This window comes from Micrococcales bacterium, assembly GCA_016703125.1.
In the GTDB taxonomy this organism is placed as follows: Bacteria; Actinomycetota; Actinomycetes; order S36-B12; family UBA10799; genus JADKAV01.
Genome location: JADJCR010000004.1, coordinates 87251 through 106075 on the forward strand (window position 1 = coordinate 87251; position 18825 = coordinate 106075).

The window sequence follows — 18825 nt, forward strand, 5'->3', positions numbered from 1 at the left end:
AAGCGTGGGGAATGGAACGTGACATGCACCTCATGGCCGCGCGGCGCACGTCAAGGGAGCATCAAGTCGGCCCATGCGAGTTCTTGACGTTGCGACGGGTGGAGCCTTGAAGCGCCCGTCCCGCACCGTGGAAGCATGAGTTCGACACCGCGCATCATCGCCACGACCGCGAGCGCAGCACTGCTGGCAGCTACTGGCGCCGGCGCGGCCGTGATGGCCGTCGACACGGTCACCGCAGGCTCCCCGCAGGTCGCCGCCGACGCCACCGCCACCACCGACAGCGTGCCCACCCCGCAGGACGACCGGGTCACCGTCTACAGCTCGCCGTCGGACGACCATGACGACGACGATTACGACGAGGACTCGGCGTCCGGCAAACACCTGCAGCCCGCTCCGCCGTCCACGTCCTTCCAGGGCAAAACCGGCGGCCAGACCCAGAGCAACACCTCGAAGTCGTCATGATCACGGTCGGCCTGGACACCTGGCGCACGCAGTTGCGCCTCAGCGTGCGTTCTGCGTACGACAGCGGCCTCGAGCGTGCCCTGCAACGCACCCTGGATGCCGAGGTGGCACGACTCGACGAGTTGGCCAGCCGGTTCCGCACGGACTCCACCCTGACCCGGGTCAACACCTCCGCTGGCCACTGGGTGGAGATCCCCTGGGGCTTCGTCGGCGTGCTCACCGCCTGCCTGGACGCCGCTCGCGCCACCGGCGGCCTGGTCGACCCGACGCTGGGCCGCGCCATCAAGGCGGCCGGGTACGACCAGTGGGCCGGACAACCGACCGCCACTCGGGCCGGCACACACAAGGGCGCCTGGCGCGGGGTGGGCATCCGCCCGGGCCGGGCAGCGGCACAGGTGCGGATCCCGCACGACACGGCGCTGGACCTCGGATCGATCGCCAAGGGCTGGCTGGCCGACCGCCTGGCCGTTGCGGTCCGTCGCGGTGGGCACGACGTGCTGGCCAACATGGGCGGCGACATCCGGGTGCTCGCCTCGACCCCGTGGACGGTCTGGGCCGACAGCGAACTGCCGGGGGTCCCGCCGGCTCCGGTCGACCTCATCGACGGCGGCGTGGCCACCAGCGGGATCGGACACCGCGCGTGGAAGGGTGGGCACCACATCATCGACCCGCGCACGGGGCGGTCCGCGCAGACCCCGTGGCACGCGGTGAGCGTGGTCGCGGCCACGGCCACCGACGCCAACGCCGCCGCGACTGCCGCCACGATCCTCGGGGACGACGCGCCGGCTTGGCTGGCCCACAAGGGACTCGATGCGCGCTTTGTCTCGACCGACACCATCACGACGACCGGCCGCTGGCCGCTGGAGGTGGCTGCATGACCTGGGAGATGATCCGTATCACCGGACTGGTCGCCCTGGCGTTCCTCACGATGTCCGTCGCGCTGGGCATTGCCGGACCGGCGGTGCGCAATGCGACCAGTCGCCTGGTCTCGGTGAGCATGCACCTCACCGCGGCTGTCGCCGGCATCTCCCTGGTGCTGGCCCACATCGTCTTCGCCATCCTGGACAGCTGGGTGACGGTGCCGCTGGCCGCAGCCGTGGTTCCTGGCGCGTCACAGTGGGAGCCCTTGTGGGTCGGTGTGGGCACGGTGGCCTTCGATCTGCTGCTCGTGCTGGCCGTCACCTCGGCCATGCGCCAGCAGGCGCCGGGACTGTGGCGCAAGGCCCACATCGTGGCCTACCCGATGTGGGCGCTGGTGTGGATCCACACGCTGGCCGTCGGCACCGACGCCGGCACCCCGCTGATGATCGGCATGGCCGCGGCCTCCGCCGGCCTGGTCACCGCCGCCGTCGTGCTTCGCCGCATGAACCGCCGACCCGTCCCCGCCCGACCCACCGCTCACCCGACCGTCCCCTGGAGGCCCTCCGATGACTCTCGACACCCGGCCCGCCGCGCTGCTCCCAGGAATCCCCGTGGCCGGCGGGCCCGCCGCGCCCGCACCTCATCGCCTGCTCGCCCCCGGCACACTACTGCTGACCGGTGTCACCCCCGGTTGGTCCGTGCGGGCGCAGCAGCACCAGCAGATGTGGGGTCCGTTGCCCCGGGTGAGTGCTGAGGAACTCACCGCGGCCGCCGACCGCGCGGGCCTCGTGGGCGCCGGTGGCGCAGGGTTCCCGACCGCGCGCAAGCTGGCTTCCATGACCGGCACGCGACCTGGCCCGGTCATCGTCAACGGCTCGGAGGGCGAGTCCGCGAGCGGCAAGGACACCATCCTGCTCACCCACGTGCCGCACTTGGTGCTCGACGGCGCTGTGGCAGCGGCCCGGGCTCTGGGTACCCGGCAGGTGCTGGTCCGGATCCCGGCGACCCGCTCGCACGTCATCGACATGGTGGCTGCCGCGATCGAGCAGCGCCGGGACCGCGACGTGCGGATCAGCGTGAGCCCGGGGCCTGACACGTTCATCGCCGGCGAAGCATCCGCGGTGATCTCCTCCCTGCAGGGTGGACCCGCCCAGCCCGTGCCGCTGCCGAAACCCCCGACGATGCGCACCGGGTTGCGCACCCGCCCGGTGCTGCTCAGCAACGTGGAGACCTTCGCCCGGCTGGCACTGGCAGCTCGGGGGTACACCGCCACCAGCAGCCTGGTCACCGTCTCCGGGGCGGTGGTCGACGCCGGCGTCATCGAGGTGGACCCCGGGACCCCGCTGGGCCACGTGCTGCGCGTCGCCGGAGCGGACGCGGATCTCGCCGCGATCATCACCGGCGGCTGGCACGGCAGTTGGCTGCCGGTAACCGACGACGTGATGGCCACCCCCGCCAACCGCGCCGCCCTGCGCGCGCGGGGCGCCCATTGGGGAGCCGGGGCCCTCATCGCGATCCCGCACGACCCGTGCCCCGCGGAGGTCCTGCGGGCCATCACCGACCACCTCGTGGCCGAAGGCGCCAAGCAGTGCGGACCGTGCATCCTCGGTCTGGACGCCGCCCGCGATGACGTGCGGTCCGGACGAACGGTCATCGACCGCGTGGGCGGACGCGGATTGTGTGCCCACCCGACCGCCACCATCGCCGCACTGCGTTCGGGGCAACAACTGCTCACCGAGGAACTCGCCCTGCACGCCGCGGGCCGGTGCTCCCTGCACGCGGAGGTGGTGTGATGAGCGCGATCAGCATCGACTGGCGCCGCTGCGAGGGACACGGGGTCTGCTCGGCCGCCTTGGGCGAACTCATCACCCTCGACGAGTGGGGCTACCCGGTCGTGACCCGCGGTGAGGTTCCCGACGACCTGCGCGACGCCGCCCGCATGGCGCAGGCGACGTGCCCGGCGGCAGCGCTGCGGGTGCGGCGCTGAGCGCTCAGGTGCGCACCTCGCGGGGCATCCTCCCGGTCGCCAAATGCTCGAGCGTCACCGCCTCCAGGATCCGGCGTTCGGCACGGCGCACCGCCAGCCACACGTCCTCGAGGCCGGCGGCGGCCCCGGCGTACTCCAGGTTGTCCGGCCGCTCACCTTGCACCACGGTCAGCGGCCCGTCGACTGCCCGGATGATGTCGGCCAAGGTGATCTCACTGGCAGGGCGGGCCAATCGGTAGCCCCCGACCCGGCCACGGCGGGTGCTCACGATCCCGGCCCGGCGCAGATCCGACATCGCCGATCGCACATAGTCGGTGGGCAGATTCTGTTCATCGGCGATCACGTCCAGCGCGACGTAGTCCTCATGTGCCACCAGTTCCGCCGCAGCACGGATGGCGAAGACGATTCTGCCGGTGAGCCTCATGCCGGGGAACTCACCGTCACGTTGACGATCCAGCCGTTGGGCCCGGCGGTGAAGTCCAGATCGACCGGCAACGGCGGGAGTTGCTCGACCGGAGTCGGCGAGTACCACGCCACGAATGGCGCCTCATAGGTGATCGAGCCAGCGGAGACCTGCGGGATGCTGATGGCGTAGTACCCGGTGTCGGTCACATCGGGAAGGTACAGCCCCACCTGTATGGAAGACGGCGGTGAGTTGTCGAAGATCATCTTGGTGGTGACGTTGCTGACTTCGGTGGTGTACGGCTGGCCCGGTGCCGCCTGCCCCATGGTCTTACCCGCCCACTCGGCGCTCTGACCCATCTGCGAGTCGAAGATGCTGACCTGCTGCGGGCTGTCCACGGCGACGGCGAACGCGTCGGAGAACGACTTGGTCCCGCATCCCGATAGCAGACCGAGCCCGAAGATCATCGCCAGCAGCCATCGCATCCCCCAACCGTATCCTTCGGCGATCGAGCCGGGCATAGACTGCGCGCGTGGATGGTGAAGTCATCGCGGTCCTGGCGGCCCTGGCACTGGTGTTCACCCTCGTCTCGCGCCGCCTGTCGGCGATCAATCTCACCGCGCCCATGCTCAGCGTGGTGGCCGGTTTCATCGTCTTCGCGGGCACGGACATGCCCATCGACACCGGCGCGGTCCACCTGGTCGCTGAACTCGCGCTGGTCGTCGTACTGTTCCACGACGCCTCCACCGTGAGACTGTCCAGACTCCGGCAGGATCCGGGGATCGCGGCACGCCTGCTGCTGATCGGCTTCCCGCTGGCGGTGCTCGCCACGTTCCTGCTCACGCGCGAGATGCTCCCAGCCATCGGCGTGGCCGGCGCCTGGCTGCTCACCGCGTCGATCACCCCGACCGACGCCGGACTCGGCGCACCCACTGTCCTGAATCCCGTGGTCCCCACCCGCATCCGGCGCGGATTGAATGTGGAGAGCGGGCTCAACGACGGTCTGGCCACCCCCATCGTGCTGCTCGCCCTCTCGGCGCTGGTGGCCGAGGCGGGCGACTCCGAACCGAGCATCCTGCAGGTCGGTGTGGTCCCGGTCGTACTGGCTCTGGTGTGCGCCACCGTGGTCGCCCTGCTCGCGGCCTGGGCCATGGACCGCAGCCGGGAACGCGGTTGGAGCAGCCACCGCGGCCGCGCACTGGCCACCGCCGCCGTGCCCCTGGTGCTGTTCGGGCTCGCCGAGATCGTCGGCGCGAACGTGTTCATCACGGCGTTCGTGGCCGGCCTGGTCTTCGGTGCGGCCAGCATCACGCTCGACGAGGAGCACGAGACGTCCGACGTGATCGAGATCGCGGCGGACCTGCTGGGCTTCGTCGTGTGGTTCTTCGCCGGTGGCATCCTGCTGACCGTCCTCAAAGTCGGAGTCCAATGGCAGTGGGTGCTGTTGGCCGTGCTCGCCCTCACCGTCCTGCGGATGGTGCCGGTGTTCCTGGCGCTGATCGGCACCGGCTTCCGGTGGCAGACGATCCTGTTCATCGGCTGGTTCGGGCCGCGTGGCCTGGCCACGATCGTGTTCGGCCTGCTGGCCTTCGAGGAACTCGGCGCTGACGCCACGGTGATGGGTCCGGTGGCCGGAGTCATCGCGTTCACCGTCCTGATCAGCGTCTTCGCCCACGGGGTCAGCGCCGGGCCGCTGTCCCGCCGGTACGGTGCCTGGGCACGCAGCACGCAGGCACCGGTCGAGTCCACCGCCTCGGTGGAGCCGCAACCGGCCCGGGGCCGCAGCGGTTTCTGAACCGCCGTGCACTCCCCCAGCCGCAACCGTTGGTGATACGTGCATCCGGGAGAGATCCGGACGATCGTTCTGGCTCCCCGGTATCCGCATCACTACCGCCTTTCGCGGGCGCGTATCAGCGTGCGGTCCGCGGGCAGGATGAGCTCATGAGCGATGTCGAGATCGTGCGCACTGCGACCCAGTTCGAGTTGCTGAAGGACGGCCGACGCATCGGCCAGCTCAGGTACACCCGGGACGGTGACGTGCTCACGCTGACGCACACAGAGGTGTCCGCGGAGTTCAGCGGGCAGGGCCTCGCCGGCCGGCTCGTGGAGTCCGCCCTCACGGACATCCGCGATCACGGGCAATCAGTGGTGGCGCAGTGCCCCTACGCGCGCAGTTACCTTCACAAACACCCGCAGTGGGCCGACCTCACGGTTTGACGGCCTGCAGGGTGTAGGTCAGCGGCAGCCGTTCAGGGCGGTCGGAGAGCACCCATTCGGCCCCCCGTCGGCTCATCTGGGTGGGTAGCGGGTTCCACGGGACACTGTCGTGCTCGATGAGTTGCGTGACGCGCAATCCCCGCTCCAGCAGGGCCGTCACGACCTCGCCGAGGCCGTGGTTCCAGGTGTGGGTCGTTCTGTTCTGCAACGTTTCCTGCGTGACGACATAGGTCTGCTCCTCGTCCTCGACCAGGGGTGCGACGGTCTGGAAGTACGGGAACTCCAGGGCGAGCAGGTCGGGGTTCTCGTAGTCCAGGGCCCACAGCACCGGGTGCCCCTCGCGCAGGAACAGCCGGGCGCCGGGCGCCATGAGTCGCGCGACAACGCCTGCCCAGCGATCGATGTCGGGCAGCCAGCACAAGGCCCCGATGCCGGTGAAGACGAGATCGAAACCGCCCTCGCCGAGCACCTCCGGGCGTCGTAGAGGTCGGCCTGAACAAAGGTGACGTCCTGTCGGCTGTCTTGGGCCAGCGATCGCGCCACGTCCAGCGCGGGGGGCCGAGAAGTCCAGCCCTGTCACGTGTGCGCCCAGCCTCGCCAGCGAGACGGTGTCGGTGCCGATGTGGCACTGCAGGTGCACCGCCCGCAGCCCCGTGATGTCGCCGAGTCGCGGCAGGTCGAACCGGACCACGTCGCTGATGTGTGCTGGATCTTCACGGAAACGCTGCAGCGCGTAGTCCTCTGACGCCGCGTGCAGGGCCACCCGCTCGTCCCAGTTGCGCCGGTTGACCTCGAAGGAGTCCATGTCGCCGAGCGTAGGTCGTAGGTTTGTGCCATGGCGATAGCACTCATCACCGGTGGCGGCTCAGGCATCGGCGCGCAGACCGGTGTCCAGATGGCCCGCAACGGCGACACCGTGATCCTGGCCGACATCGACGGGGACGCGGCGGACAATGTGGCGGCCAGCATCGTGGCCTCAGGCGGGAAGGCGGAATCGGCACAACTCGATGTGCGCGACGGGCCGGCTTTCGCGGCCTTGGTGGACCGCGTGGTCGCCGATCACGGCCGCATCGACCTCATCTTCAACAACGCGGGTATCGGAGTGGGCGGTCCCATCGAGGATCTGACCGCCGAACACTGGCAGCGCATCGTCGACATCAACATCATGGGCGTGGTCAACGGCATCCGGGCCGTCTACCCGCACATGATCCGGCAGGGCGACGGACACATCGTCAACACCGCTTCGCTGGCCGGACTTGTGCCCAGCCCCATGCTCGCGCCGTACGCCATGACCAAGCATGCCGTGGTCGGGCTGTCCACGAGCCTGCGGCCGGAGGCCGCGCAGCACGGCGTCAGAGTCACTGCCCTGTGCCCCGGGCCGACGGAGACCCCGATCCTGGACAGCCGGGGCCCGCGGGACCTACCGCCGCACGAGGGCCTGTCGGCGCGCACATTGCTCACGAAGGTCGCCGGCGGGATCTACCCGGTGGAACGTCTCGTCACCGACCTGATTGACGGGATCGCGCGGAACAAGGCCTACATCGTGACCCCCCGGCAGGCTCGCCTGGCGTGGCTGGTGCAGCGGCTCATGCCGTCGTACCTGGAGAAACACGCCACCCGCCTGGTCGGCTGGGCCAAACGCGAGAACGAGCGCCTGGAGCGTGCGAACAGTTGACCGCGAACTGGTGAAGAAGTGCCACCTCAGTTGGCGGTGACGTCAACCGCTCTGGCCGCCGAGCCCTCGTGCGCCGGAATGGTCCCGAGACGGCCGGCCTGGAAGTCCTCGAACGCCTGCATAACCTCGGCCTTGGTATTCATCACGAACGGGCCCATCCAAGCGATCGGCTCGCGGATCGGGGCACCGCCGAGCAGCAGGACCTCCATGTCGTGCGTGCGGGAGTCCTGGGTGGCGTCGGCGCCGAAGCGCACCTCGTCACCGGGGCCGAACACGGCGAGTTGCCCGGCGTGGATCGCCGCTCCGTTGACCTCACCGCGACCGGCGAGCACGTAGAGCAACGCGTTGAAGTCCGGGCGCCAGGGTAGGCGCACCTGGGCGCCTTTGGACACCGAGACGTGGGCCATCGAAATCGGGGTCGTGGTGATCCCGGGGCCCGTGATGCCGCCCACTTCGCCGGCGATGACGCGGATGAGAGCGCCGGCGTCCTGCGTCGTGGCCAGGCCCACTTGACTGGCCCGCAGGTCCTGGTAGCGAGGGGTGGCGAGTTTCTGGGTGCGCGGGAGGTTTACCCACAACTGAACACCGTGGAACAGGCCACCGGAGGCCACGAGATCCTCTGGCGGGCGCTCGATGTGCAGCAACCCCGATCCGGCGGTCATCCACTGGGTGTCCCCGTTGGTGATCAGGCCGCCGCCACCCTGGGAGTCGGCGTGCTCGAACGTGCCGTCGATGATGTACGTCACGGTCTCGAAGCCGCGGTGCGGGTGCCATGGCGTTCCCTTGGGCTCACCGGCGGCGTATTCCACCTCGCCCATCTGGTCCATGTGGATGAACGGGTCGAGCCACTCCAGAGGTACCCCGGCGAAAGCCCGGTGGACGGGGAAGCCCTCCCCCTCGAAGCCGCGGGGGGCAGTGGTCACGGACAGCACCTCGCGGGGCTGGCTGGGCGCGCCCGAAACCCGGGGCAGGACGGTGACGTCGTCGACAGTGATGGCTGGCATGGTGCCTCCTTACACCCCCTTGAACATAGTTGACACTACAACTATTCCCCCGGGGCTGCAGTGCTTCGACCCTGACCTGTTCGTCGCCGGGCGTCAACCCGGGGGCACCTGCAGGGACACGCCCTCGGTGTCAGCGGATACCTCCGGGGCCGGCGTGCCGACGTCCAACGACTCCGACGGCGACGGGGATGCCTCCGGGGCCGGGGAGGTCTCGGGCAGTGGTTCGACCTCCGGTGCGGTCTGCGCGATCTGCCGCTGAGCCTCGATGGCGCGGTTGATGGCATCGCGCAGGTCGTCCTGGGCCTCGCCGTATGCCGTGAAGTCGCCCTCCTGCAGCGCCTGCTCCGAGGCCTGCAACGCCGCGTCGGCATCGGCCAGGGCCTTAGTCAAACGCTGCTCCGGAGTGGTCTGCTTGGTCTTGCCCTTACCCTGCTGCTCGGGCACCGACGCCCCCAGCACCTTGGCCAGCGCGTCCTGCAGATTGCGCTCGAAGGCCACCTGCTGACCGAAGGACACCAGGACGCGCTGCAGGAGCGGATAGCCGTCCTGACTGGCCCGGACGTACACCGGCTCCACATACAGGAATCCCCCGGCAACCGGCAACGACAACAGGTTGCCCAACTCCACCTCGGACCCACCGCGGCGCAGCAGGGACAACTGCGAGGCGACCTCGGGGTTCGACTCGAAGGTGTTCTGCACCTGCAGCGGCCCTGGGATCACACTGTTGCGCGGCAACTGCAGGACTCGCAAGCGGCCGTAGCCGGGACCCGGTTCGGAACTCGCGGTCATGAACGCAGCCAGTGTCTGCCGCCGGACCGGTGAGAACGTGGTCGTCAACTGGAACTCCGGTGAGACCTGGTCGGGCATGCGCAACGTCAGGTAGTACGGGGGCTGCGGCTTGCCGGCGGCCTGCTGGGTGGGATCGGTCGGGACGTACCAGAAGTCCTGTCCGGAGTAGAAGGACCCGGGATCGGTCACGTGGTAACGGCTGTACACCAGTCGCTGCGCCTTGAAGATGTCCTCCGGGTACCGCACGTGCGCCTGCAGTTCCTCCGGCATCTCGCTGGCCGGCTTCAAGGTGCCGGGGAACGACTTCGACCACGCCTGCAGGATCGGGTCCGATTCGTCCCAGGTGTAGAGGCTGACAGTCCCGTCGTAGGCGTCCACCACGGCTTTCACACTGTTGCGCACGTAGTTGACGTAGTCCTGGTCGATGTTCAGGTTGCGGCGCACGGTCAGCGAGTCGCTGGTCGCATCCGACCAGCGCAGGCGCGCGTAGTACGGGTAGGCATCGGTCGTCGTGTAGCCGTCGACCAGCCAGACGATCCGCCCGTCCACCACCGCCGGATAGGGGTCGGAATCGACCCGCAACCATGGCGCCACACTGCGTACCCGGGTCAGCGGATCGCGGTCGTACAGAATCTTGGAGTCCGAGCCGATGAGGCTGGACAGCAGGATGTTCGGCTCGGAGAACTTCGCGGCGTACATGAGGCGGTTCAGCGGCGACCCGACCGGGACCCCGCCGTTGCCCTCGTAGGTGTTGTTGCGCTGTCCCGAGGGACTGGTGTCGTCGGGGAAGTCGAGCTCACGAGGCCCGCCGGGTCCACCGACGATGGAGTACGTCGGCGACTTCTCGCCGAAGTAGACCCGGGGCTGTTCGATCTCCAATTCGCCGGTCGGCGGAATGTCCTCGGCGAAGAACTCCGGCTCGCCCTCGGCGTTCGCACGGTTGTCATAGGCGGCCACCAGTCCGTACCCGTGGGTGTAGACCAGCGTGTCGTTGGCCCAGTTGCGTTGCGCGGCCGGAACCGCGGACAGGTCGACCTCGCGGGTGCTCACGATGGCGCCGCTGCGCCCACTGGGCAACTGGTAGCGATCCACGTCCAGCGCATCCGGGAACGAGTAGAAGGTGCGGATCTGCTGCAACTGCCGGAACGTGGGCGACACGATCGCCGGGTCGAGCAGGCGGATGTTCTCCAGCGTGCCCTTGTCCGCGGCCAAGGACTCAGCATCCGGCTGCCCGACCGCGGAATACTCGTCGCTCTGGGTGTCCGAGAGGTTGTACGCATCACGGGTGGCCTGGATGTTGCGGCTGATGTATGTGGCTTTGCCCGGCTCGTTGGGCCGGACCTGGAACTGCTGCACGATCGCCGGGTAGATCCCGCCGATGACCAGTGCGCTGACCGCGAGCAGGCCCAGGCCGATCAGGGGCAGCGTCCAGGTCCGGCGGAAGACATTGAGGAAGAACAGCAGCGCGCAGACCACGGCGATGAACGCCAGGATCGTCTTGGCCGGCAGCACCGCCTCGACGTCGCGGTACTTCAGCCCGGTGAACCCCTCAACGAAGTCCTCCTCTTTGAGGGCCAGCGCGTAGCGGTCCAGCCAGTAGGCCACGGCTTTCAACAGACAGATCAGCCCGAGCAGCAGGGAGGTCTGCACCTGTGCGGCCTCCGTGGCCTGCAAGCCGTTCTGCAGACGGATGCCGCCGTACAGGTAGTGAACGACCACCACGAGCAGCAGTGTCAGGAACAGCAACATGAAACCGAAGCCGGTGAGGTAGCGCAGGAACGGAAGTTTGAAGACGAAGAAGCCGACATCCATGCCGAACTGCGGGTCCTGGGTCCCGAACGATCCGCCGTTGCGGAACATCAGCCAGCGCCCCCACTCGGAGGTCGCCGACAGGCCCGCGAGCATGCCCAGGAAGCCGGCAATACCCAGCAGCAGCCACTTACGGATGGGTTCGATGCTCTGTCGATAGCCCTCCATGCTCGCCGAGAGCCGGGGGTCGTAGTCGGGACGGGTCCGGTAGGCCACCAGCATGCCCAGCCCCACCGCCACCGCCATGAGGAGCCCGAATCCCACGAACAGCACCGACCGGGTGCCGATGAGCGTGGTGAACACCCCGGCGAAGTCCACCGACCGGAACCAGAGCAGGTCGGTGTAGAACGCCGAGAAGATGAGGAACACCACCAGCAAGCCGGCCAGCACGGCAATCGTCATGGCCAGCACGCGGCCGCGCGGGCCACGGCTCGGGGCAGGTTTCGTGGCGGTGTCGAACGTCACGGGTCAACCCTACGCAACGATGGTGACATGCACCCGACTCCGGACCTCGAAATCGTGCTTCGGGACCTCGACCGCCACGTCTGCCATGACGGCTGGCGGCAGCCTCCGCGGCTGTTCGCACTGGTCGCCGATGCCGTTGGCGGCGTCTCCCTGGTGGAGCAGCCCTGGGACAGCACCGGGGAGGACGTCCTGGCCGATCTAGCCCTGATTTCATGGCCGGGTGACGTCGCAGGCGCCGCGATCAGCGTCCAGCGCGTCCTGGAACCCGATCACGACGTCCGGCTGACCGCGGCCGCGATGCGTGATCAGCGGGTGGCCACCGCCGTGCGTTACCGCAGCCACGACACCGACGCCGAGGTCGCCATCGGGCCCGGGCTCGCCCCGCGTCTCGAGCGGGCGCTGTGGGACACCCTGCAGGGGTGATCACGAGGTGGGGCACCGCGGTGCGGGGATCGTCCCGTCGAGCACCCCGCGGGCTTGTGCCAGCGTCCTCACCGGGACCACCGTCAATCCCTCCGGGGCCGACGAGAGGACCTCGTCGCAGTTGCCCGCCGGCGCCAGGAATATCGCAGCGCCCTGACTGGACGCAGCCGCCATCTTCTGGGCGATGCCGCCGATGGGCCCCACCTTGCCGGTGTCGTCCATCGTGCCGGTGCCGGCCACGAAGCGGCCGTCGAGCAACTGCCCAGGAGTGAGTTTGTCCACGATGCCGAGGGCGAACACCAGTCCGGCACTCGGTCCGCCCACATCGTCGAGATGGAAGTCCACTGTCACCGGTGAGTCCGCCAGGACCCCCAGGCTCAGCCCCAGGTAGCCCTTGCCGGGATCCTCCGGGTTGGCGATGGCGACCACGTCGACGCGGCGATCGCTACCGTCGCGACGCACGTCGAGTTCCACCGTCGCACCTGGACCCGCCTGTTGCACCACACGCGCCATCTGCCGCGGACCCGCCACGGACTGCCCGTCCACGCGAAGCACCACGTCGCCGTGCTCCAGCACACCCTCGGCCGGGGATCCGGGCAGCACGTCCATCACCCAGGGCCGCGTGGTCACCGGCTCTCCCACCTCCCGCAACGCGGCGATACGGGCCCGCTGCTGGGAGTCGTCGAACTGGTCCGCGCCAGCCTGCTTCACGGCATCACGCGAGGCGTCGGGTGGGTAGAGGATGTCGGTGGGCACCACTGCGACGGACGGGTCCAACCATCCCGTGAAGGCCTCGAACAACGTGAGGTGCCCGAACGGACCGCCCCGCTCGGACACCGTGGTCATGTCCAGTCGGCCGCCGGTGGGATAGGTCCGGGCCCCGTCGATCGCGATCACTGCCGTGCCATCGGTCTCGGCCAGCACGTCGAACATGGGGCCGGGCGCCATCCGGACGTAGGGAACCGAGACGACCTCCATGAGGCCGAGCAACGCCAGCCAGCACGCCAGCGCCAGGGCCACGACCCGTTTGCGCGGCGTATTCAGCCAACGCCTCACCGATCACCCCGCAGGACCTGCCCCAGCCGTCGCAGGTCCCGGTCCCGCGCCGTGCCGTCACGCGGGCGCAAGCGCCACCAGGCGACCACGGTGACCAGCACCACCGGGAGCCACCACCACAACACGGCCATGCGTTCAGGGTACGCACGCGCGGACCGCGGCGCCCGGGCCGCGTTCCACCGAGGGCGAAACCGGACGCTGACGCCGGGTGGGTGAGGATCGTCGTAGCCTGGAACCTCGGACGATACGAACAGGCGGCAGTGATGAGTGGCGATCAACCCTTCGGGTTCTCCCCCGACCCGGACGACCCGAAGACCCCCGGCTTCGACATGTCACAACTCGGGGCGATGCTGCAACAACTCGGGGCGATGCTGCAGAGCGGCCAGAACCAAGTGGCCGGACCGGTCGATTGGGACCTGGCCAAGAACCTGGCGCGCCAGACGATCAGCCAGAAGGGCGACCCGTCGGTCAACGACAACGACGTGCGCCGCATCGGCGAGGCCTTCGACCTCGCGCAGGTCTGGCTGGACGCGGCCACGACGTTCCCCGCCGGCACCGCGACTCCTGGGGTGTGGAGCCGCAGCGAATGGCTCGAGCACACCTGGCCCGCGTGGCAGCAGATCATCGAACCGATCGCCGAGGGCGTCCAGCAGACGCTGACGACCATGCCCGACCTCGGCCAGGTCAACCTGCAGGATCTGGGCATCCCGGGACTGCCGGAGAACCTCCCCGAGGGCATGCCCGACCTCAACCAGCTCGCCGGACCCTTGATGAACATGGCGAAGCGGATGGGTGCGGCGATGTTCGGCGCACAGGTGGGCAACGGTCTGGCCGTGCTGGCCGACGAGGTGCTCGGTGCCGCCGACGTCACGGTGCCACTCACCGGCGACGGACGGCCGGCGCTGGTCAGCGAGAACGTCAAGGCGTTCGGCGCCGACCTGGACGTGGAACTGGGAGACCTCTACCTCTACCTGGCTCTGCGCGAGGCCGCCCACCAGCGGCTCTACGCTCACGTGCCGTGGCTGCGCACCGCCGTCGAGACCGCCGTGCGTGCTTACGCCTCGGGTATCTCCGTGGACACCGAGAAGATCCAGGAGGCCCTGCGCGGGATCGACCCCAACGACCCGCAGGCGATGCAGGAGATCATGTCCTCCGGGGTCTTCGAACCCGCTGAGACCGAAGAGCAGAAGCAGGCGCTGTCCCGCCTGGAGACATTGCTCGCGCTGATCGAGGGATGGGTGCAGGACGTCGTGACGGCCGGCATCGACGGACGTATGCCGTCAGCCGAGCGACTGGGCGAGACCATGCGGCGGCGGCGCGCGTCGGGCGGTCCCGCGGAGAAGACCTTCGCCACCCTGATCGGCCTGGAACTGCGCCCCCGTGCTTTGCGGGAGGCCAGCGCGCTGTGGGCGACGTTGCGGGACCTGCGCGGTATCGACGGACGGGACGGCGTGTGGCGCCACCCGGACTTCATTCCCACCGCCGACGACCTGGCTGACCCGACCACGTGGTTGCGCGACACCGGCGAACTCGAAGGCTGAGGAATCTGCTGTCAACAGGCGGTGCATAACCGAACCGCCTGATCAGGCGGCGCGTCGGCGCGACACGATCGGAGCTGACTGTGCGCTTGTCCCCAGCTGTACACACCCTCATGGACAGGCCGTCCCCCGGTCATCCACAGGTCTGTCCACAACGGTGGACACATGGCCGCCGGATCGTCTGGACGGGCCTTTCCCGGCGCCCCTAACGTCAGTCGTGAACGAAGCCCCCGCGAGGGAGGCGAACCGGAGGGGAAGCCGGGACGCCGAACAACCGGGGGCTTCGCTCTGTCTTGGGGCTTCCCTCGATCTGTCCACCGCGTTGGAGAACGTGCACCGCGTTGGAGAATCCACACGTGGGTCCTCCAACCTCGTGGACGACCTCCAACCTCGCCGCAGCGCTGGTCCGCGTCGCTATCGCCCGTCGAACACCGGGTCGCGTCGTTCACGGGCGGCGCGCAGGCCCTCCTGGACGTCTGCGGTGGTCATCGTCACGGGCTGGGCCAGCGCCTCCCAGCGCACTGCCTCTGCCAGCGAGGAGGGCGGCGCCGGCGACAGACCCTGCTTGGTCAACCGCACGGCGATCGGGGCGTTGCCGGCGATCTGGGCCATCTCGACCAGCACGTCGTCGGTGGTCACCTGGCGCGTGGCGATGCCCGCGGCCAGCATCTGCGAGGCGTCGAGGCTGCGACCGGTGAGAAGCAGGTCGCGGGCCAGCGCTGGGCCGGCGGCCTGGGTGAGCAGGAAGGTGGTGCCCATACCGGCGTGCAGGCCGAGCCGCGTGAACGGGACCGAGAACCGCGCCGACTGCCCGACCCAGCGGATGTCACACGCGAGCGCGACGGCAGCACCGGCGCCGATGGCCGGGCCTTCGACGAACGCGACGGTGGGGACCGCCAGTTGCGCGATCGACAGCCAGTCGGCGTAGAAGGCACTCATGCGCCGACTCAGCACCTCGACCCCGTCGGCACCGCCCTCGGCCAGCCAACCGAGATCCCCGCCGGCACAGAAGGCACCGCCCTCCCCGCGGACCAGCACCGCCCGCAACCCGGGCTGTTCCCGCAACTGCGCCATGGCCCCGGCCCAGGCGCGGGTCATGGCACCTGACATCGCGTTGCGTTGGGCCGGATTGGCCAGCACCACCTCGGCGATACCCGACTCGTGCAGGCACACGACCAGGTGATCGGCGTCTGCGGTGAGCGACGAAAGGGGTGGGGTGAGTGTCATAGGCGCACCCTATGCCCGTAGCATTTCGGCGAAGGAACGTTCAGCCTCGCGCACATGTGGGGCGAGAGGGAGTGGAACATGGCTGAGACCTACGAAGGCGAAGGCTACTGCGTCAAGTGCAAGACCAAGCGGCCGCTCAACGGCGAGGTGCACGAGACCAACGGCCGGCGTATCGCCAAGGGCAAGTGCCCCGAATGCGGCACCACGGTGACCCGAATTCTGGGCAAGGCGAACTAGATCGCCGAGGACGGCGGGCTCCGGTGACATCACCGGGGCCCGCCGTTCGTCACGTCCGGCCGTTGGCAGCCGCAGCGGGGATGGATCTGCCACACCCGCCATGCCGGACCCGGGCGCTCCGGGTCGAAGATCATCTCCAGGCCCACGGTCTGCTCTGCAGTGGCGATGTGGGCGATCGCGCCGGCGGCCAGCGCCAGTTGCGCCGGCTCGTGCCACACCGGCACGCTGCCGGCCTGGGCCGCGATGCTCCACCACGACGTGTCGGCATCGGCCCACGTCAGGTCGACGCAGCGAGGGCACGGACCGCGCCCCTCGTCGATGACCGGACCCACATGAACCGCACGAGCCCCGAACCAGACTGGAACCAGCCGGCTGCAGCCGCCCGGCGCCGTGAGCAAGGAGGGCAACTGACCCTGCGGGAAGACCGTGACGTGTGCGCCGGCAACGACCTGCACCCCGGCTTGCCGCAATGCGGCTCGCAGAGGTTCGTCGATCAGCCCGGTGCAGTGCAGCGCCACCTGTACGGCCGATGGGGGCTCGAGTAATCCGACCCGCCGCAGGTCGGCCAGGATCTGCTCCGCCCGGTCCACCGGGACTCCACAGTCCACTGCTGCTGCCAGTGCCCGCGACCGGTCACGCGACGAGTGCAGCATGGTCAGCCATTGGGGCAGTTGGGCCGGTGCGTGCTCCACCTGCAGGCTGTGCGCCCCCCACCCGATCTGAAGCGTCCGGTCGTCGCGCCAGGCCAGGACGGGATTGCCGATGAGCCGAAGAGCCATACCCTGATGCTCCCCCGCACCGCCTGTGGATCGCTGCCACGATCCACAGCCCGGATGTGCTAACGGCCATGCCATTGGTGCCTTCCGTCAAGCCATAGCAGAATCGGGGCATGGCCGACGACAGCACTCCGATCCCGAAACGCGCTGTCGCCCGCACCGCCCGAATGGCCAGCCTGCCGCTGGGTTATGCCGGCCGCACTGCGCTGGGCCTGGGCAAGCGCATCGGGGGCAAGCCCGCTGAGGTCGTGGCCACCGAGATCCAGATGCGCACCGCAGAGCAGATGTTCAAGGTGCTCGGCGAGCTCAAGGGCGGCGCCATGAAGTTCGGGCAGGCCCTCAGCGTGTTCGAGGCGGCACTGCCGGAGGAGATGGCCGGGCCGTATCGCGCCACTCTGACGCGCCTGCAGGACGCGGCACCGCCGATGCCCGCACAGACCGTGCACGACGTGCTGGCCGACCAGTTGGGTGCGGACTGGCGCGAGCGGTTCGCGCAGTTCGACGACGACCCGGCGGCCGCCGCGTCCATCGGGCAGGTGCACCGCGCTGTGTACCGGGACGGGCGCACCGTGGCGGTCAAGGTCCAGTACCCCGGCGCCGCCAAGGCCCTCATGAGCGACCTCAATCAGGTGGCCCGCATGGGGCGCATGTTCGGCGGCATGGTCCCCGGCATGGACATCAAGCCGCTCATCGAGGAACTGCGGGCCAGGGTCTCCGAAGAGCTCGACTACCTGCGGGAGTCGCAGTCCCAGCGCGCGTTCGCCGTGGCGTTCGAGGGCGACCCCGAGTTCCGGGTGCCGCATGTGCTTGCCGCCGCACCGATGGTCCTGGTCAGCGAGTGGGTGGACGGGGTTGGGTTGGCTCACATCATCGCCGACGGCACCCAGGAGCAGCGTGATCGCAGCGGGACGCTCTACCAGCGATTCCTGTTGTCCGGGCCGCAGCGCGCGGGCCTGCTGCACGCGGACCCGCATCCCGGCAACTACCGGTACACCGACGACGGCAGACTCGCAGTGCTGGACTTCGGAGCGGTCGCGCACCTTCCCGACGGCCTGCCGCCCGCCTTGGGGCGCCTGCTGCGCATCGCGATGATGGACGACGCAGATGGGGTCCTGGAGGGCCTGCGGGAGGAGGGTTTCGTCAAGAGTTCCGTGACATTGGAAGCCCAGGCATTGCTGGACTACCTCATGCCACTGGTCGAACCGGCACGCTACGAGACCTTCAGTTACTCCCGGGAATGGCTGCGGGGGGAGTTCATGCGGTTGAAGGATCCCCGCAGCGAGGAATTCACCGTCGGCTTCAAACTCAATCTGCCTCCCAACTACCTCCTGATCCACCGGGTCTGGCTCGGATGTGTGGGGGTGCTGTGCCAACTCGGTGCGAACGTCCCCACCCGCGCTGAGATCGAGCGCTGGGTACCGGGTTTCGCCGCAGACTGAGCCGGAACGTCACCCGGCACCTCACGCGGACGCCAGGACCTCGTCGATCCGACGGACCATCTGCTGCTGCTGCCGGGCCTGGATGGCCGCCGCGTCCTTCGGTGGCCGGCCGTTGCGCTTGGGCGCCGGCACCGGCATCCCGCCGCGGAACAGTTCACCACCCCACACCCCGCAGGTCTCGCCGCGCTCGAGCGCTCCGACGAGGCACTCCCTGCGCAGCGGGCAGCCAAGGCACAACCGACGGGCGCGCTCGATGTCGGCGGGCACGTCGGAGAACCACAGGTCAGCGGGACCAGTCACGCATGGCATCGGGACAGCCATCTCTCTCACCTCCATCTGGACAAACAAAAAGGCCGCGGTTCGCGCCGCGGCCTGAGGGTCTTACGACCTGTGCTACCCGGGACGCACCGCACAGTCGGCAGCGGCGAAGGCTGCCACGGTGAACGTGGTGGTGGTC

General features: G+C 69.0%; 21 protein-coding genes. 12 read left to right on the plus strand and 9 right to left on the minus strand.

The features are described from left to right. The first annotated feature begins 135 nt into the window (after window positions 1-135). Genes IPG68_07155 through IPG68_07175 form a run of 5 tightly spaced genes read left to right on the plus strand, consistent with a single transcriptional unit; the run spans window position 136 to window position 3310 of the window. Window positions 136-462 carry a hypothetical protein gene (locus IPG68_07155; protein ID MBK6763055.1) on the plus strand — a complete coding sequence of 109 codons (327 nt, stop codon included), beginning with the start codon at window positions 136-138 and terminating at the stop codon, window positions 460-462. Continuing rightward, the gene (locus IPG68_07160) at window positions 459-1340 is read left to right on the plus strand and encodes an FAD:protein FMN transferase (GenBank protein MBK6763056.1); all 882 of its coding nucleotides are present in this window, start codon (window positions 459-461) and stop codon (window positions 1338-1340) included. Before IPG68_07155 ends, IPG68_07160 begins: the two co-directional genes overlap by 4 nt. Next, window positions 1337-2077, plus strand: coding sequence for a ferric reductase-like transmembrane domain-containing protein (locus IPG68_07165; GenBank protein ID MBK6763057.1), 741 nt, complete (start codon window positions 1337-1339; stop codon window positions 2075-2077). The genes IPG68_07160 and IPG68_07165 overlap by 4 nt, the downstream gene beginning before the upstream one ends. Next, a complete protein-coding gene (locus IPG68_07170) occupies window positions 2046-3116 on the plus strand; it encodes a hypothetical protein (GenBank protein MBK6763058.1) in 1071 nt (356 codons plus the stop codon). Before IPG68_07165 ends, IPG68_07170 begins: the two co-directional genes overlap by 32 nt. After that, a complete protein-coding gene (locus IPG68_07175) occupies window positions 3116-3310 on the plus strand; it encodes a ferredoxin (protein ID MBK6763059.1) in 195 nt (64 codons plus the stop codon). The genes IPG68_07170 and IPG68_07175 overlap by 1 nt, the downstream gene beginning before the upstream one ends. Window positions 3311-3314: 4 nt before the next feature. Here IPG68_07175 and IPG68_07180 read toward each other — a convergent pair whose 3' ends face one another. Beyond that, a complete protein-coding gene (locus IPG68_07180) occupies window positions 3315-3734 on the minus strand; it encodes an Rrf2 family transcriptional regulator (GenBank protein MBK6763060.1) in 420 nt (139 codons plus the stop codon). Then, entirely contained in the window at window positions 3731-4198 is a 468-nt protein-coding gene (locus tag IPG68_07185; GenBank protein ID MBK6763061.1) for a hypothetical protein, read from the minus strand. The genes IPG68_07180 and IPG68_07185 overlap by 4 nt, the downstream gene beginning before the upstream one ends. A gap of 47 nt (window positions 4199-4245) precedes the next feature. Between IPG68_07185 and IPG68_07190 the strand changes: the two genes are divergently transcribed. Both IPG68_07190 and IPG68_07195 read left to right on the plus strand, forming a co-directional pair. Further along, entirely contained in the window at window positions 4246-5508 is a 1263-nt protein-coding gene (locus IPG68_07190; GenBank protein ID MBK6763062.1) for a cation:proton antiporter, read from the plus strand. A gap of 146 nt (window positions 5509-5654) precedes the next feature. Continuing rightward, on the plus strand, window positions 5655-5930 hold the full coding sequence (locus IPG68_07195; protein MBK6763063.1) for an N-acetyltransferase: 276 nt from the start codon (window positions 5655-5657) through the stop codon (window positions 5928-5930). Here the strand turns inward: IPG68_07195 and IPG68_07200 are convergent. Further along, on the minus strand, window positions 5920-6735 hold the full coding sequence (locus IPG68_07200) for a class I SAM-dependent methyltransferase (GenBank protein MBK6763064.1): 816 nt from the start codon (window positions 6733-6735) through the stop codon (window positions 5920-5922). The genes IPG68_07195 and IPG68_07200 overlap by 11 nt on opposite strands. 30 nt (window positions 6736-6765) lie before the next feature. Between IPG68_07200 and IPG68_07205 the strand changes: the two genes are divergently transcribed. Further along, window positions 6766-7605 carry an SDR family oxidoreductase gene (locus IPG68_07205; GenBank protein ID MBK6763065.1) on the plus strand — a complete coding sequence of 280 codons (840 nt, stop codon included), beginning with the start codon at window positions 6766-6768 and terminating at the stop codon, window positions 7603-7605. Between the two features lie 26 nt (window positions 7606-7631). Here IPG68_07205 and IPG68_07210 read toward each other — a convergent pair whose 3' ends face one another. Both IPG68_07210 and IPG68_07215 read right to left on the minus strand, forming a co-directional pair. Beyond that, on the minus strand, window positions 7632-8609 hold the full coding sequence (locus IPG68_07210) for a pirin family protein (protein ID MBK6763066.1): 978 nt from the start codon (window positions 8607-8609) through the stop codon (window positions 7632-7634). A gap of 93 nt (window positions 8610-8702) precedes the next feature. Next, on the minus strand, window positions 8703-11609 hold the full coding sequence (locus IPG68_07215; protein ID MBK6763067.1) for a UPF0182 family protein: 2907 nt from the start codon (window positions 11607-11609) through the stop codon (window positions 8703-8705). A 90-nt stretch (window positions 11610-11699) separates the two neighbouring features. On the opposite strand from IPG68_07215, the gene IPG68_07220 reads away from it, so the two are divergent. Beyond that, window positions 11700-12095, plus strand: coding sequence for a hypothetical protein (locus IPG68_07220; GenBank protein MBK6763068.1), 396 nt, complete (start codon window positions 11700-11702; stop codon window positions 12093-12095). On the opposite strand, the gene IPG68_07225 is transcribed toward IPG68_07220, so the two are convergent. After that, a complete protein-coding gene (locus tag IPG68_07225) occupies window positions 12096-13151 on the minus strand; it encodes a PDZ domain-containing protein (GenBank protein ID MBK6763069.1) in 1056 nt (351 codons plus the stop codon). A 263-nt stretch (window positions 13152-13414) separates the two neighbouring features. Here IPG68_07225 and IPG68_07230 point away from each other — a divergent pair, with 263 nt between their 5' ends. Further along, window positions 13415-14692: a zinc-dependent metalloprotease gene (locus IPG68_07230; protein ID MBK6763070.1), complete on the plus strand. Its 1278-nt coding sequence runs from the start codon at window positions 13415-13417 to the stop codon at window positions 14690-14692. Window positions 14693-15103: 411 nt separating this feature from the next. Here IPG68_07230 and IPG68_07235 read toward each other — a convergent pair whose 3' ends face one another. Next, window positions 15104-15916: an enoyl-CoA hydratase/isomerase family protein gene (locus IPG68_07235; GenBank protein ID MBK6763071.1), complete on the minus strand. Its 813-nt coding sequence runs from the start codon at window positions 15914-15916 to the stop codon at window positions 15104-15106. 78 nt (window positions 15917-15994) lie between these two features. Between IPG68_07235 and IPG68_07240 the strand changes: the two genes are divergently transcribed. Beyond that, the gene (locus IPG68_07240) at window positions 15995-16153 is read left to right on the plus strand and encodes a hypothetical protein (GenBank protein ID MBK6763072.1); all 159 of its coding nucleotides are present in this window, start codon (window positions 15995-15997) and stop codon (window positions 16151-16153) included. A 29-nt stretch (window positions 16154-16182) separates the two neighbouring features. Here IPG68_07240 and IPG68_07245 read toward each other — a convergent pair whose 3' ends face one another. Then, window positions 16183-16932: a hypothetical protein gene (locus IPG68_07245; protein ID MBK6763073.1), complete on the minus strand. Its 750-nt coding sequence runs from the start codon at window positions 16930-16932 to the stop codon at window positions 16183-16185. Window positions 16933-17042: 110 nt separating this feature from the next. Here IPG68_07245 and IPG68_07250 point away from each other — a divergent pair, with 110 nt between their 5' ends. Beyond that, on the plus strand, window positions 17043-18368 hold the full coding sequence (locus IPG68_07250; protein MBK6763074.1) for an AarF/ABC1/UbiB kinase family protein: 1326 nt from the start codon (window positions 17043-17045) through the stop codon (window positions 18366-18368). 21 nt (window positions 18369-18389) lie between these two features. On the opposite strand, the gene IPG68_07255 is transcribed toward IPG68_07250, so the two are convergent. Next, complete coding sequence (locus IPG68_07255) at window positions 18390-18704, minus strand: WhiB family transcriptional regulator (protein ID MBK6763075.1); 315 nt, start codon at window positions 18702-18704, stop codon at window positions 18390-18392. Window positions 18705-18825: the final 121 nt, after the last annotated feature.

Excerpts from the sequence above, each read along its gene's own strand:
- IPG68_07235 (MBK6763071.1), bottom strand. The coding sequence starts at position 15,916 with ATGACACTCACCCCACCCCTTTCGTCGCTCACCGCAGACGCCGATCAC.
- IPG68_07240 (MBK6763072.1), top strand. The coding sequence starts at position 15,995 with ATGGCTGAGACCTACGAAGGCGAAGGCTACTGCGTCAAGTGCAAGACC.
- IPG68_07165 (MBK6763057.1), top strand. The coding sequence starts at position 1,337 with ATGACCTGGGAGATGATCCGTATCACCGGACTGGTCGCCCTGGCGTTC.
- IPG68_07200 (MBK6763064.1), bottom strand. The coding sequence starts at position 6,735 with ATGGACTCCTTCGAGGTCAACCGGCGCAACTGGGACGAGCGGGTGGCC.
- IPG68_07160 (MBK6763056.1), top strand. The coding sequence starts at position 459 with ATGATCACGGTCGGCCTGGACACCTGGCGCACGCAGTTGCGCCTCAGC.
- IPG68_07250 (MBK6763074.1), top strand. The coding sequence starts at position 17,043 with ATGGCCGACGACAGCACTCCGATCCCGAAACGCGCTGTCGCCCGCACC.
- IPG68_07245 (MBK6763073.1), bottom strand. The coding sequence starts at position 16,932 with ATGGCTCTTCGGCTCATCGGCAATCCCGTCCTGGCCTGGCGCGACGAC.
- IPG68_07170 (MBK6763058.1), top strand. The coding sequence starts at position 2,046 with ATGTGGGGTCCGTTGCCCCGGGTGAGTGCTGAGGAACTCACCGCGGCC.
- IPG68_07195 (MBK6763063.1), top strand. The coding sequence starts at position 5,655 with ATGAGCGATGTCGAGATCGTGCGCACTGCGACCCAGTTCGAGTTGCTG.
- IPG68_07175 (MBK6763059.1), top strand. The coding sequence starts at position 3,116 with ATGAGCGCGATCAGCATCGACTGGCGCCGCTGCGAGGGACACGGGGTC.
- IPG68_07155 (MBK6763055.1), top strand. The coding sequence starts at position 136 with ATGAGTTCGACACCGCGCATCATCGCCACGACCGCGAGCGCAGCACTG.
- IPG68_07210 (MBK6763066.1), bottom strand. The coding sequence starts at position 8,609 with ATGCCAGCCATCACTGTCGACGACGTCACCGTCCTGCCCCGGGTTTCG.
- IPG68_07255 (MBK6763075.1), bottom strand. The coding sequence starts at position 18,704 with ATGGAGGTGAGAGAGATGGCTGTCCCGATGCCATGCGTGACTGGTCCC.
- IPG68_07220 (MBK6763068.1), top strand. The coding sequence starts at position 11,700 with ATGCACCCGACTCCGGACCTCGAAATCGTGCTTCGGGACCTCGACCGC.
- IPG68_07215 (MBK6763067.1), bottom strand. The coding sequence starts at position 11,609 with ATGACGATTGCCGTGCTGGCCGGCTTGCTGGTGGTGTTCCTCATCTTC.
- IPG68_07180 (MBK6763060.1), bottom strand. The coding sequence starts at position 3,734 with ATGAGGCTCACCGGCAGAATCGTCTTCGCCATCCGTGCTGCGGCGGAA.
- IPG68_07205 (MBK6763065.1), top strand. The coding sequence starts at position 6,766 with ATGGCGATAGCACTCATCACCGGTGGCGGCTCAGGCATCGGCGCGCAG.
- IPG68_07230 (MBK6763070.1), top strand. The coding sequence starts at position 13,415 with ATGAGTGGCGATCAACCCTTCGGGTTCTCCCCCGACCCGGACGACCCG.
- IPG68_07185 (MBK6763061.1), bottom strand. The coding sequence starts at position 4,198 with ATGCGATGGCTGCTGGCGATGATCTTCGGGCTCGGTCTGCTATCGGGA.